The organism is Actinoplanes sp. NPDC049265 (assembly GCF_043197135.1).
In the GTDB taxonomy this organism is placed as follows: Bacteria; Actinomycetota; Actinomycetes; order Mycobacteriales; family Micromonosporaceae; genus Actinoplanes.
In genome coordinates this window covers 29,426-42,286 of record NZ_JBICSP010000007.1, presented here as the reverse complement: position 1 = coordinate 42,286, position 12,861 = coordinate 29,426, and the positions used below count along the sequence as shown (strand labels likewise).

General features: G+C 72.4%; 10 protein-coding genes. 4 read left to right on the top strand and 6 right to left on the bottom strand.

The annotated features are described in order from the left end of the window. The first annotated feature begins 14 nt into the window (after nucleotides 1-14). Nucleotides 15-848 carry a hypothetical protein gene (locus ACGFIO_RS18715; protein ID WP_392827513.1) on the top strand — a complete coding sequence of 278 codons (834 nt, stop codon included), beginning with the start codon at nucleotides 15-17 and terminating at the stop codon, nucleotides 846-848. 3 nt (nucleotides 849-851) lie between these two features. Here the strand turns inward: ACGFIO_RS18715 and ACGFIO_RS18710 are convergent, their stop codons facing one another. Further along, nucleotides 852-1,058, bottom strand: coding sequence for a hypothetical protein (locus ACGFIO_RS18710; protein ID WP_392827512.1), 207 nt, complete (start codon nucleotides 1,056-1,058; stop codon nucleotides 852-854). A gap of 23 nt (nucleotides 1,059-1,081) precedes the next feature. Next, nucleotides 1,082-3,103 (bottom strand): hypothetical protein, encoded by a 2,022-nt coding sequence (locus ACGFIO_RS18705; RefSeq protein WP_392827511.1) that lies wholly within the window; start codon nucleotides 3,101-3,103, stop codon nucleotides 1,082-1,084. Nucleotides 3,104-3,163: 60 nt separating this feature from the next. Here ACGFIO_RS18705 and ACGFIO_RS18700 point away from each other — a divergent pair, with 60 nt between their 5' ends. Further along, a complete protein-coding gene (locus ACGFIO_RS18700; RefSeq protein ID WP_392827510.1) occupies nucleotides 3,164-6,049 on the top strand; it encodes an ATP-binding protein in 2,886 nt (961 codons plus the stop codon). A gap of 75 nt (nucleotides 6,050-6,124) precedes the next feature. Here the strand turns inward: ACGFIO_RS18700 and ACGFIO_RS18695 are convergent, their stop codons facing one another. Then, on the bottom strand, nucleotides 6,125-7,990 hold the full coding sequence (locus ACGFIO_RS18695) for a putative bifunctional diguanylate cyclase/phosphodiesterase (RefSeq protein WP_392827509.1): 1,866 nt from the start codon (nucleotides 7,988-7,990) through the stop codon (nucleotides 6,125-6,127). Nucleotides 7,991-8,084: 94 nt separating this feature from the next. Beyond that, nucleotides 8,085-9,485, bottom strand: a complete 1,401-nt coding sequence (locus ACGFIO_RS18690; RefSeq protein WP_392827508.1) for an FAD-dependent oxidoreductase — start codon at nucleotides 9,483-9,485, stop codon at nucleotides 8,085-8,087. A 52-nt stretch (nucleotides 9,486-9,537) separates the two neighbouring features. On the opposite strand from ACGFIO_RS18690, the gene ACGFIO_RS18685 reads away from it, so the two are divergent. Further along, nucleotides 9,538-10,008, top strand: a complete 471-nt coding sequence (locus ACGFIO_RS18685) for a hypothetical protein (protein WP_392827507.1) — start codon at nucleotides 9,538-9,540, stop codon at nucleotides 10,006-10,008. Between the two features lie 237 nt (nucleotides 10,009-10,245). Here ACGFIO_RS18685 and ACGFIO_RS18680 read toward each other — a convergent pair whose 3' ends face one another. Both ACGFIO_RS18680 and ACGFIO_RS18675 read right to left on the bottom strand, forming a co-directional pair. Beyond that, nucleotides 10,246-11,643 (bottom strand): N-acetylmuramoyl-L-alanine amidase, encoded by a 1,398-nt coding sequence (locus ACGFIO_RS18680; RefSeq protein WP_392827506.1) that lies wholly within the window; start codon nucleotides 11,641-11,643, stop codon nucleotides 10,246-10,248. A 159-nt stretch (nucleotides 11,644-11,802) separates the two neighbouring features. Beyond that, on the bottom strand, nucleotides 11,803-12,174 hold the full coding sequence (locus tag ACGFIO_RS18675; protein WP_392827505.1) for a DoxX family protein: 372 nt from the start codon (nucleotides 12,172-12,174) through the stop codon (nucleotides 11,803-11,805). 91 nt (nucleotides 12,175-12,265) lie between these two features. Between ACGFIO_RS18675 and ACGFIO_RS18670 the strand changes: the two genes are divergently transcribed. Further along, nucleotides 12,266-12,754: a MarR family winged helix-turn-helix transcriptional regulator gene (locus ACGFIO_RS18670; protein ID WP_392827504.1), complete on the top strand. Its 489-nt coding sequence runs from the start codon at nucleotides 12,266-12,268 to the stop codon at nucleotides 12,752-12,754. Nucleotides 12,755-12,861: the final 107 nt, after the last annotated feature.

Here is a 12,861-nt window from a genome sequence, read left to right as displayed (position 1 = left end):
GGGCCGGGGGTTTCATGGCAGCGTTCGACCGGCCGGACTCGTCCGGCGAAAGGAAGTCGCCGGAAACGTCCGATGAGCGTGCGGAGCCGGGTGGCGTCACCGACGAGACCAGCGCGGATTCGGTGTCGCGCCAAACCCAGGCCCGTTCACAGGAAGGCGACTCCTCGTTCCGGCTGAGCATCTACTCGGCTGACTCCCGCGGGCCGCAGACACCGCCGGAGGACCCGGGCGACCAATCGTCGCGACCGGACGAATCCGGTCAGGAAGTCTCGCCCGAGGGGAAAGAACGCGCTCTGACGACCATGTATCAGAACGCGGACGCCAAGAACGACTCCACCAGCTTCGGCAACACCCTGTCCGGCGGCGCGCAGGGGGCCCACGACGGGTTCAACTCCCACACCGGTGTGCCCTCGACGCTCCCGGAAGCGCACGGGGCCTCGGCGGACGGTGTGGATCTCGGCAAGACGGCATCCGTGGCGGCCGACCTCGCCGGCACCTATCAGGACCGGAAGTCGGCCGGGACGATGAGCATGCTGGGCCGGCTGAGCGGGTCCGGCTACAACGCCGAAACGGCGCACAACAACGTCGACGCCGCGATGAACCACCAGGGCCCGACGGTGCTGGAGCGCCGGGGCCCGTCGCCCGGAGTGCCCGCCGACAGCTCCGACCCCATCGGGGAGATGGGCGATCCGGTGCAGACGATCGACCTGAGGCGCGGCGGCGCGGACGGCTCGGGCAGCGACGGCGGCGGCGATAGCGGTGGCGGTGCCGATGGCGGCGATAGCGGTGGCGGTGCCGATGGCGCCGGGTCCGGTGGGTCCGCTTCGTCCGCTCCGGATGGCGGCTGACGCCTACCCGTCAGCCGGCGGAGGCGGAACGTCGGAGTGCCTGAGGGCTTCCTCACCGCGGGTCGGGCCGCCCAGGACGAGCTCCTTCAGGACGCTGAGCGGAGGCCCGCCGCGGCCGAGCGGAGGCAGCGAGGGGAGCCGAGCTTCCGGCATGCAGTCTTGTTCCGCCCCGTCGGCGGCCCGGTCGCGGTCGGTGCTCTCGGTGCTCACTGTCGCTCCCTACGCGGCCACGATCATGCGTCGTCGGAGGTGGTTCTACGCCGAGGGTAGAGGCCGCGCAGCCGATCGGCGACGCGTGGGGCCGACCCGGCCAGGGCCTTTCCGGCCTGCTTCCACGGCGAGTGTTTCACCCGGGTGATCACCTCCGGGTACGGTTCCATGCTGACAGCGGGGATCGTCGCCAGGTCGGGGTTGCAGTCGACGGCGGTGATTATGGGTTCGGCGCCGTGTTCGACGAGCACCATCCCGTAATCGGGCAGGCCACGCAGCAGGCTCGGTTCGATCATCAACTCGTAGACCCGGTTGGTCGCCGTGCCCTCGCTGCGTCCGATGCTCGATGTCTCCTGCCGGGTGCTGCCCCAGGTGCGGGAGACGTTCCAGGTGCGGGACTCGTCGGCGCTCCAGTTCCGGCTCAGGGCCAGGATGTCGTGGTAGTCGCCGGACTGGCCCTGACCGCTGTTGCGCCCCTGAGCCTCGTCGTGTCCGGTGCTGGTGCCATGCGCGTGGCTCTTCTCGCCGCTGACGGTGGTGCTCTGCTGGCTCAGGACGAACTTGTGTCCGTGGCCGATGTAGGAGGCGGCGTCGTCCGCGTCGGTACCCAGGCGCATGAAGGCCTTGAGGCCGCGGCCGAGACCCTGCCGGAGGCTGCCGCCCATGGTCCGCGAGATCGTGACCAGGCGGATGCCGCGCCGCTCACATTGGTCGGCGAGTTCGCGCAGGTGCGGCGGCGTGATGTCGTCGGCGCCGACCAGGATCACGGTGAACGGGGCGTCGTTGCCCGGCGTGGCCGGTGGAACGGTCGTGACGATGCGGCGGGTGAGCCACTGGACGACCAGATGGGGCAGCAGGTCGGTGTCCGTGCCGACGTCGTCGGTGGGCATCGCGAAGCAGGTCAGCGTGCTGTTCCCGGGTGTGGCCCGCGGCCGCAGGTGCCGTAGCGGCTCGAGCGCGGCCTCGAGCCGTGGCAGCCGGGGCTTGATCAGTGCGTAGTACTCGCTTCCGAACAGGTGCTCGGACAGCCGCAGGCGCTCCTCGTCGCTGAGCAGGTCCGTCGTCGGCTCGGTCAGGAGCCGGCGGACGCCCGCCCACAGGCGCTCGACGGTGATGTCGGGGCCGAGCTCGCCGGCGATCGCGCGCAGGATGCGGCTGTCCAGTGAACGCTCGTCGCGGGTGGCGGCCCGGCGGGCGCTTTCCTCCCGGCTCGGCGTGCCGAACAGGGCCGGCGCGTTGATGCTCTCGACCAGCACCTTGATCAGCTCGTCGGTGCTCAGGCCGGCGAGCAGGTCGGTGTCCGTGGCGTCGGGCCGCAACAGCTGGACCTCGCGGGACACGTCGGCGGCAGCGGCCAGGCGCACCAGCTCACGGCAGGCGGCCTGGCCGGACAGGTCGAGGACGACCAGGGCGTGATCTTGGCCGAGCAGGGACCCGCCGTACACGGTCAGCAGCGCTTCCCAGCCCCAGACGTTACCGCCGACGACATCGAGGAACCTGCTCTTGCCGGCGATCGAGACGGCGCTCCACTCGGGCACGTGCGACAGCTCCCGGCGCTCGCGCTCCTCGAACTTCTCGCGGCGTCGTTCGTAGCCGGCCACCGCCTGTTCGTGCCGTTTCTCGGCCCGGAGACGCTCGGTGGCGGGCCGGTTGACGGCGCCGCGGTAACGCCGGACGGCGATGACCACCCCGCCGACGGTGACCAGGGCCAGCACCACCGCCAGGAGCCGCATCCGCCCCTGCAGCTCGGGCATCGAACTGCGGCCGGCCAGCCCGGCCGAGCCGGCGAACACCGCGGTGAACCCGGCGCCGACCAGGATCACGGCGGTGATGGCGCGGGCCAGCCGGCCCCGCTCGGCGCGTACGTCCACGGTGATCGGCGGCGGTTCGCCGGCACGGTCGGGTCTGGCCTCGGGGAAGTCACGGAAATGGCGGCGCCGGTCATGAAACGTCCACCCGACGCGCTCGCCCGCTGTCGCCAGGCGGGCCAGGGCCGACTCGGCCGGATCGGGATCGTGGCTCGGCACCAGTGACTGGTCAGCCATAGTGGACTCCCCGGTGTCCAATGGACACGAAGACTAGCATCGATTGCTACGTTCTCCGGCATGACCGTTCAGCCGTCGCGAGCGCCGGATGCCCTGCGTCTGCTCGCCTCGGCGCCGGCCGGCCGGCTCACCGAGCTGCCCCGCCCGCCCCGCGCCGGCGACCGCGGAGGCGCCGGCGATCCCGCGTGGCGTCTGCGATTCGCCGGGGTGGTCGCCGCCTATCACGGTGCGATCTCCGCCGGCGCCGACGTGCCGCTGGTGATCGGCTGGCGGCGCGAGCAGGCGACCAGACCGATCGACTTCTACGTCGGCGGCGCCGCCCTGAGCGCCACCGGGCCCGGCCGGGCCGCGACCATCGTCCCGCCGGGCGGTCTGGGCCGCATGCTGCCCGAGGGCCGCCTCCTGACCGACCTCGCGGCCGTGCCGTGGTGGGTGCGGATCGGTGGCTCCCACGACGGGATGCTCAGCCGGACGGCCCCGGGCGGGCCGGCCGGCGCCGTGCGGCTGGCCCTGGCCGACGGTCTCCTGCGGGTCTGGCGGGAGCCGTTCGCATGGGTTCTGATCGCCGAGCCGCTGACCCCGTCCTGGGTGGCGGCCGAGGCGACCCGGGTCGGCGAGCTGGAACGCGACAGCCGCAACCGTGACTCGCCGGTCAACGCGATCCGCAGCGCCAGGCTGGGCAGCCGGCACGAGGAGCTGCGGCGCGCCGAGTCGACCGGCCTGTGGCGGGTGCACCTGCTGGCCGGCGGTGAGAGCCCCGGGGCCGCGGCGGGCGTCGGGGCGCTGGTCACCGCCGCGGCCGATCTGGCCGACCTGCCGTACGCTCTCGCGACCCGATCCGACGCCGGCCCGCTGACGTCCAGCCTCGCCGCCCCCGCGCCGTCGGACCGGTGGGAGACCCCGTTCGTGGCCGGCTCGGAACTTCTCACCGCGCTGATCCCGGCCCTGACCACCGAGATCCCCGGCACCAGGTTGACCTTGCGGTCCACGTTCGACACCACTCCCGAGACCGGCACGGTGGCCGGCTCGATCCGGCTCGGCCGGGTCCTCGATCAGCACCATGCCGAGACCGACGACCTCGCGCTCGCCCGGGAGAGCCTCAACCGGCACACCTTCGTGGCCGGTGCGACCGGCGCGGGCAAGTCGCAGACGATCCGCGCGCTGCTCGCCGCGGCCACCGAGGGGGGTCTCCCGTGGCTGGTGGTGGAGCCGGCCAAGGCCGAGTACAAGCTGATGGCCGCCCGGCTGGGCGCCGGTTCGGTGATCACGATAAGGCCGGGCGGTGCGGATCTGATCCCGGCCGGCATCAATCCGCTGGAGCCGGCGCCGGGATTCTCGTTGCAGGCCCACGCCGACATGGTGCGCGCGCTGTTCACCGCCTCGTTCCAGTCCGAGCAGCCGTTTCCGCAGGTGCTGGCGGCCGCGCTGGCCCGCTGCTACGAGGGTCTGGGCTGGGACCTGGCGCTGGGTGAACCGGCCACGGCCGGGTTGCGGCCCCGCTATCCGACCCTCGCCGACCTGCAGCGCGTGGCCGAGCAGGTGGTTCTCGACACCGGTTATGGCCCCGAGGTCCGGGACAACATTCTCGGCTTCATCCGGATCCGGATCGCCAGCCTGCGTCTGGGCAGTCCCGGTCGTTTTCTCGAGGGCGGGCATCCCATCGACTTCGCCGCCCTGCTCCGGCGCAACGTCGTGTTCGAGATCGAGGACGCCGGCGACGATCAGGACAAGGCGTTCCTGATCGGTACGGTGCTGATCCGGCTGGTGGAACACCTGCGGGTGCGGCAGCGTGCCCGCGAGCACGCGCCGGTTCACCTGGAGCATCTCAGTGTCTTCGAGGAGGCGCACCGGCTGCTGCGCAACTCTCAGCAGGCGGGCTCGGCGGCCCACGCCGTCGAGTTGTTCGCCTCGCTGCTGGCTGAGATCCGCGCGTACGGGGAGGGTCTGGTGATCGCCGAGCAGATCCCGGCCAAGCTGACCCCCGATGTCATCAAGAACACCGCCGTCAAGATCGTGCACCGGCTCCCGGCCCGCGACGATCGCGACGCGGTCGGCGCGACAATGAACCTGACCCGGGAGCAGTCCGAATACCTGGTGACGCTGACGCCCGGCACCGCCGCCCTGTACACCGACGGCATGGACTACCCGCTGCTCGTGCGGATGCCGGACGGGACCGGGACCGAAGCCGTCAACCCGGCCATCACCGCGGATCCGGGCGAGGTCATCGGCCGGCGCAGCCCCTCGTGCCCGGCCGAGTGCCGCACCACCGCGTGCACGCTGCGCGAGATGCGCGCCGCGCAGCGGCTTCCGGACCGCGTGCCGTGGCTGCGGCTGTGGGCCGAGCTGTCGGTGCTGGCCCACCTCACCGGGTGGCCGATTCCGCTACCCCTCGGCCACGTCTGGCCGGAGCTGCTCGCGGTCGCGCCCCGGTTGCGCGGCTGCGCCGTCTCGCACGCGGTGGACGCCGCCGTGCACGCCCGGGGTCACGCCATCGCGGCCACCCACTCGCCGGGCGACCTGGCGACGCACGTGACTGAGGCGATGCTGGGCCGGTCCGCCGGCCGGCCGGTGTGCGCGATGGAGGAACCGCGCTGGCTGGCCGCCCCGTACCGCTGGTCGCTGGTCTTCGACGCGCTGAAGGACCTGCGCAACGAGCAACCCGACGCCGGGCGGCACCCGCGCAGCCGGGAATGGGAGACCGCCCATCACCGGCCGATACCCGGCGCGACGGTGGCCGACCAGTTCGTCGCGGTCAGATCGTGGTTCGAGGCCGACCTGCGCGATGCGGAGGCCCGCCGGACGATCGCGTTCGGGGGCACCGCGCCGTCGGCGATCGAGACGGCCGTCGGTGTGTCCCGGTCGGCGCCGGAGTGGAACGAACGGCTCACCGACGGCCTCAGTGTCTTCCACCCCGCGGAATGGCCACACCGCTACCTCGGGCCGTGAAGCACACCATCGAGTGGTAGCCCGGGCGGCATCCGGAGGCGCGACACCGCCCTGGGCTACCACTCGACGGCCTGGTCATGGGTGGGGCGTGAGCTCACGTCTCGGCGTCGCCGAGATCTGGTCGGCCGGCATCGGCCGGGCGAAGTGGTAGCCCTGGGCCAGGTCGCAACCGATGGTGCGGAGCGCGCCGGCGGTTTCGGCGTCCTCGATGCCTTCGGCGACCACGGTCAGCCCGAGCCGGTGCCCGAGGGTCACCGCCGACTCGACCAGCGCCAGGCTGCCGGCGTCGACGATCATGTCGCGTACGAAGGTGCGGTCGATCTTGAGCTCGTCCAGCGGCAGGCTCTTCAGGTACGCCATCGACGAGTACCCGGTGCCGTAGTCGTCGAGTGACGTCTTCACGCCCAGCTCCCGAATGCGGCGCAGCGCCCCGATCGTGGTCTCCGGGTCGCTCATCACGGTGTACTCGGTGATCTCGACGCAGAGCAGGTGGCCGGGCACCCCGGCCGACCGCAACAGCTCGCCCACCCGTTCCGGGAAACCCCGATCCAGCAGGGTACGGGTGGAGATGTTCACCGACACCGGCAGTGCCTGCCCCGCATCATGCCAGCGCCGCGCCTGCGCCAGCGCCGCGCTCAGCGCCCAGTCGGTGAAGTCGTGGATCAGGCTCGTGGTCTCCAGCACCGGGATGAACTCGGCCGGCGAGACGAACCCCCGCTCCGGATGCGTCCAGCGGGCCAGCGCCTCGACGCCGGCCCGGTCGCCGCCGGCCAGCACGATCTTCGGCTGGTAGTGCAGTGTCAACTGGTCGCCGACGGCCAGCGCGCGGCGCAGATCGCCCAGCATGGTCAGCCGCGCGGCGTACTCCTGGGTCGCCTCGGGGTCGAACCGCCGGAAGCCGGACCGCTGCTCCTTGGCCTCGTGCATGGCCAGATCCGCGTGCACCAGCACCGCCGCGGCGTCGGCGCCGGGCTGGGCGGTGGCCGCGCCGACGCTCACCTCGATGTCGACAGTGACACCGTCCAGCGCGAACGGCTCCCGGAAGGCCTGATGCAGCCGGTGCGCGAGCGCCTCGTCGAGGCCCGAGTCGCAGTCGGTCACCAGGATCGCGAAGTCGTCACCGCCGAGCCGGCTGACCATGTCGTCCGCGCGTACCGCCCCCACGATGCGCTCGCCCGCCTCGACCAACAGCAGATCGCCGGTCTGGTGGCCGAACTGGTCGTTGACGTCGCGGAAGCCGTCCAGGTTGACCAGCACGACCGTCGCGCAGGCGGGCATCGCGCGGATCCGGGCCGCGAACCCGGCGCGGTTGGGCAGCCCGGTCAGCGCGTCGACCGAGGCGAGGTGCTCGATCTGCCGGCGGTGCGCGCGGGTCGAGCGGGCGTAGAGAGCCAGCAGGGCCAGGGTGAGCAGGAAGATCGCGACGCTGCCCCAGAACAGGGTGCGCGAGTCGTCCTCGGCCGCCGTCCGGGCCCGCAGGTAGCTGGCCGACTCGGAGGCCGCGATCGTCTGGAGGTTGGCCGCGACCGTGTCCAGGCGCAGCTCGATGTCCTGCTCCAGGATGTCGGCGGCGGCGTCCCGGTGGCCCTGGTCGATCTCGCTGAGGTAGCCGCGCAGGGTCGGTTCGAGGGCGGCCTGCCGGCCGGCGATGGCCTCGGCCGAGGCCCGTCGCCCGGCGTCGACGGTCTGGGCCAGCTGCTCGATCGCGCTGTGGGTCCGATCGTGCAGCGAGAGCAGTTCCTGCCGTTCGGTCCCGTCCGGCTCGTTCAGTACCGCCTGCACGAGTTCCATCTCGCGCTGGGAGAGCAGGATGGCCTCCTGGAAGGCGTCGATCTTGTCGGCGTCCGCGGCCAGGTCGGTGACGATGGTGGCCTGCCGCCAGCTGCCGAGCACCGCCAGACCGGACAACACGGCCAGGACCAGCCCGAACGTGACGGCCATGGCGCGAGGGGAGCGCCGGCCACGGTTCGATCGCATTGCGCCTCCAGCCATTCAGCAATCTGCTGTTCGGCCGTACGGCGGCGGATCTGAGTGTTCAGAGCGTGTACGGCCCCCGGAACAGCCGCCGCGGGTCGGCGGCGGCACGGACGCGGCGCAGCCGGGCCAGGTTCGCGCCGTGGCCGCGGGTGAGCTGGGCCGGATCGGGTTCGAGGTAGTTGACGTAGCGGCCGGAGGACCAGGCGGACAGGGCGCGGTGGCCGCGGTCGATCCAGGCGTACGCGTCCCGGACGGTCGCGGCGTCGCCGGCCGCGGGCATGACCAGCCACTGCATCATGGTGTGGGCGCCGCGCCAGGGGAACGCGGTGGCGTCGGGCCGGATCCGGGCCGGCGCACCGGTCAGCTGCTTGAGTTTGGCCACGCCGGGCCGGCCGGCGCGGGCCCGCTCCTCGACCACGGCCAGCATCGCCTCGACCGCGGTGGCCGGCAGCGGCCGGGCGAAGACGTCGCTGCCGACCAGTTCGGTGCGGTGGTCGCCGGCGCCGGCCCGGTCGTGTATGACGTCCAGATAGGACCGTCGGCTCAGCTTGACCGACAAGGGTTCGCGGCCGACGGCCCGCTCGATCGCCTCGGCCGCGGCGGTCGCGGTGTCACCGATGACAAACCCGTTGACGCGTACGCCCAGACTCCGATCCGCCTCGGCCACGAACTGGCAGGTCGACCAGGCGCCGCCCGCGCGCGTGATCGCGGCCTGCCACCCGGCGGCCACGGCGGCCGCGTCGGCCCAGCGGTAGGAGAGGGTGAACTGGCCGGTCGCCGCGGCCGCGAAGGTGCGCATCCGCCACTGGGTGACCACGCCGAACTGCCCACCGCCACCGCCGCGCAGCGCCCAGAACAGGTCCGGCTCCCGGGCCGCGTCCACTGTCCGTTCCCGGCCGTCCGCGCCGACCAGCCGCGCCGCTGTGACCGCGTCGCAGGTCAGCCCGTACGCGGCCGACGCCATGCCGATGCCGCCGCCGGAGGTGATGCCGCTGACCCCGACCGTGCCGCACGACCCGGACGGGATGGACACGCCGCGGGCGGCGAGCCGGTCGTACACGTCGATCAGCCGCGCGCCACCGCCGATGGTGGCGGTCCGCGTGGCGGCGTCCCAGCTCACCGCGGCCAGCCGCCGCACGTCCAGCACCAGCGCGGACGTGCTCGTGGAGGCGCCCACGTACGAGTGCCCGCCGCCCCGGGTGACGATCGTGACACCTTCGCGGCCGGCGAACCGGATCGCCTCGGCCACGTCTCCGGCGTGGGCGCAGCGGGCGACCGCGGGCGGGCGTACCCCGTCGAACCGGGGGTCGTAGAGCCGGCGGGCCGCGTCGTACCCGGTGGTGCCCGGCCGCTCGACCGGCCCGTCGAGCGAGGCGTCGAGCGCGCCCCAGTCGGGTCCGGCCGGCGCGACTGTGATCAGGGCGCCGGCGGCGAGCAGGCTTCGTCGGGTGAGTAACACGCTGACATATTCTCATAACGTGTCATACCGGACACCGTTTAGGGTTTTGCGGATGACAGAGAACTGGCGTCACCTCCCGGCCCCGGCCCGGCCGATCGCCGCCGCGACGGTCGAGGCGGTGACGGCCGTCCGCGCCCGCGACGCGGCGGCGCTGGACCAGGCGTCGGCCGAGCTCGGTGCGCTGGACGCCGCTCAGACCGGCCTGATCCTGGGTACGACCGTCCGCCTGCTCCTGGAGCGGGCGCACCCCGACGGGGTCGACGGCGACGACGTACGCGCCGTCCTCGAGCGCTGCGCGCGTACCTCGATGACCTGGCTCCCCGGCGTCGACCCGCACGTGCTCCTGATCCTGCTGGCCGGCGCCCTCGGCGTCCTCGACGAGGACGACACCGCGGCCCGGCCCCCGGCCGAGTCGCTGGCCCAGCACGCCGCCCTGCTGCTGGCCGACCTGTCCACCGGCGACCCGGCTCCGCACCTGACCGCGGCCCTGGCCGAGATCGAGCGGGCCCAGCTCAACGACTGACCCCGGCGGGCCCCGGTGGACTTGTCGGCGAAGGCGACGTGGCCGCGGTGGTTGGCGCTGTCGACGTTCCTGCCGTCCCGGCAACCGGGGAAGTCGCGGACCCGTCGACCTGCCGGGTGGGCAGTCTCGGCCAGTGCGGCCCGGGCCCCGGCGCCTGACCGCACCGATTCGTCGATGCGGACGACGGGCCAGAAGTGCGAGGACTTGTCGTCGTTCTTGATGCCGGGTTGGGCGGGGTCAGCGGAGTTCGACGTCGCTCGCTTTGACGTACATGAACCGGTGATTGAAGGAGATCCGGTAGAACGTCGCGGCGCCGCGGATGACCGTGTGGTTGAACGGCACGTCGTTGCCGTCGAAGCGGGCGTAGTAGATCAGCGCCGGGCCGGCGTCGGCCAGTTCGTACCGCTGGTCGCCGGAGATCGTGTAGACCGGGTTCAGGGCCGGTGGTGTCGCCGGGTTGCCCGCCGGGGTCCCGGCCGGCCACTCGTCGGGGTTCGGCAGGTTGGCCGTGTAGACCGGCACCTGAACGCCGGCCCGGGGGCGCACCAGCCGGCCGGCCGCCGGACGGGTGACGTTGGTGTGCAGCCACGCCTTGCGTCCGCCGAACCAGACGGCGGTCCACCGGCCCCGGCGTTCCGCGACGGCATACGTCCGGCCGTACGCCGCCTTGTCCGACCAGTCGGCCGCATCGGTGCTGCCGCCGCCGAGCACCGGATCGGTGATCAGCGGCGCGTCGTCGCGCGGCTCGGCGCGAAGCAGCGTGGTGCTGGACGGCTGTTTCGGCAGGGTGCGGCAGCCGCTCGTGGTGCAGTAGGTGAGCTCCTGCTGGTTGGCCGCGAAGTTCGGAGCGAGCGTGACCAGCCGGCTCCCGGGCCGGGTGGCCGGCGCGTGCAGCAGCTTCATGAAGTACGACCAGTTCCAGAACGGCCCCGGGTCCCAGTGCGAGCCGGTGTAGTTCCGCTGGTGGGCGATGTCGTCGTGGCCGACGATGTGGTCCCGGTCGAGCGGAATGTGGTAGCGCGCGGCCAGGTAGCGGACCAGCGCGGCCGAGTTGCGGTACATCGCGTCGGTGAACCAGACGGAGCCGTCGGCGGCGTACCCCTCGTGCTCGATGCCGATCGACTCGTCGTTGACCAGCGAGTTGCCGGCGTGCCAGGCGATGTCGCTGGTCCGCACCATCTGGGTGACCTCGCCGTCCGACGACCGGATCACATAGTGCGCCGAGGTGTACGCCGTCGGGTTCTGGAACGACGCGAGGGTGCTCTGGTAGCTGCTCTCGGTGTCGTGGATGACGATGTACCTGATCGGCAGGTCGCGCGGCCGGTCGGCCGGATCGTAGTTGCCGTAGGCGTTGGCGTCGGCCGGATTGTTCGACGCGTACGCCGCCGGCAGCCACCGGCAGTCGAGGTCCCGTGGGCACTCGGCCCGATCGGGTACGTGCGCCCCGGCCGAGGCCGCCGGGCCGGGCGCACCGGCTGGGATCGCCGGGCCGGGCGCACCGGCTGGGATCGCCGGGCCGGGCGCACCGGCTGGGATCGCCGGGCCGGGCGCACCGGCCGAGGCCGCCGTGGCGCCGGCGATCGAGGGGGCCACTGTGGCCAGCACCGTCGCCGCGGTGAAGAGCAGTCGTCGCACGTCTTTCCCCGATCGGCCGGTGACATGGGGGCGACTCTTGGTGCGCAGAGCGGCTCTGCTTACCAACAGGGGACGTTCGAGGGGGCAGAACGTCAGATGCAGGCTATAACCGGCATCGCCGTGCCGCACCCGGAGAGGACGCTCGGCCCGCCGCCGGCGTCAGAAGCCGTACGGGCCGAACCGGCCCCAGGCCACCACCGCGGCCAGGATCAGCAGCACCCCGCTCGGGGCCAGGGCCGGGTACTCGCGGCGCCACAGGTGCATGACCACCGCGCCGGCCATCACCAGCACCAGCCCGGTCGCGGCCACCGGGACCAGGGACGGAGCGACGCTGAGCAGGGCGGGCAGGATGACGCCGACGGCGCCCAGCACCTCGAGGACGCCGATCGCCGCGGGGGCCCAGCGTGGCGCGTCGGCCGCCCACGGCTGGGCCTCGATGTACTTGTCGTGCGGCAGGGCCAGCTTGAAGATGCCGGAGAAGAGGAAACCGGCGGCGACCACGCCGGCAATGACCCAGAGAGCGATGTTCATGATTCCCCATTGAGCTCGATGACTTAAATGCTTAAGTCAAGGCTAGGCCTGGATGACTTAAACATGCAAGTGTCCTGGTAGGGTGACGTACGTGACCGACGAAACACCCTGGCTCGATCAGGACGAGCTGAACACCTGGCTGACGCTGTTCTCCGTGCTGACCCGGCTGACCGGCTCGCTCGACACCCAGCTCCAGCGCGACGCGGGGATCAATCTGTTCGAATACATGACGCTGGCCGCGCTGTCCGTGCGCCCCGGCCGCCGGATGCGGATGAGCCTGCTCGCGGCCATCTCCGAGGGCTCGCTGCCGCGCCTCTCCCAGGCCGTCGGCCGCCTGGAGAAACGAGGATGGGTACGCCGCGAGCCCGACCCCGAGGACGGCCGCTTCACCCTGGCCATCCTCACCGACGAGGGCTACGAGAAGGTCGTCGCGACCGCGCCCGGGCACGTCGGCGAGGTCCGCCGTCTGGTCTTCGACCCGCTGACCAAGGCGCAGCCCCGGCAACTGCACGACATCTGCGGCCGCATCATGCGCACCATCGACCCGGACGGCCCGTACCCCGGATCTCGTCCCTATTGATCCGGCCCGGCGGCGTTGCCGAAATCGCCGAATCGCGCCCACACCGGGCCGGGGACTCGCATAGTGAAGGTCGGCAAGCTCGATGCGGGCGGTGACGCCCGGAGCGC

Coding starts and splice junctions, on each gene's coding strand:
- ACGFIO_RS18715 (WP_392827513.1), top strand. CDS start 15: ATGGCAGCGTTCGACCGGCCGGACTCGTCCGGCGAAAGGAAGTCGCCG.
- ACGFIO_RS18705 (WP_392827511.1), bottom strand. CDS start 3,103: ATGGCTGACCAGTCACTGGTGCCGAGCCACGATCCCGATCCGGCCGAG.
- ACGFIO_RS18700 (WP_392827510.1), top strand. CDS start 3,164: ATGACCGTTCAGCCGTCGCGAGCGCCGGATGCCCTGCGTCTGCTCGCC.
- ACGFIO_RS18695 (WP_392827509.1), bottom strand. CDS start 7,990: ATGGCCGTCACGTTCGGGCTGGTCCTGGCCGTGTTGTCCGGTCTGGCG.
- ACGFIO_RS18685 (WP_392827507.1), top strand. CDS start 9,538: ATGACAGAGAACTGGCGTCACCTCCCGGCCCCGGCCCGGCCGATCGCC.
- ACGFIO_RS18675 (WP_392827505.1), bottom strand. CDS start 12,174: ATGAACATCGCTCTCTGGGTCATTGCCGGCGTGGTCGCCGCCGGTTTC.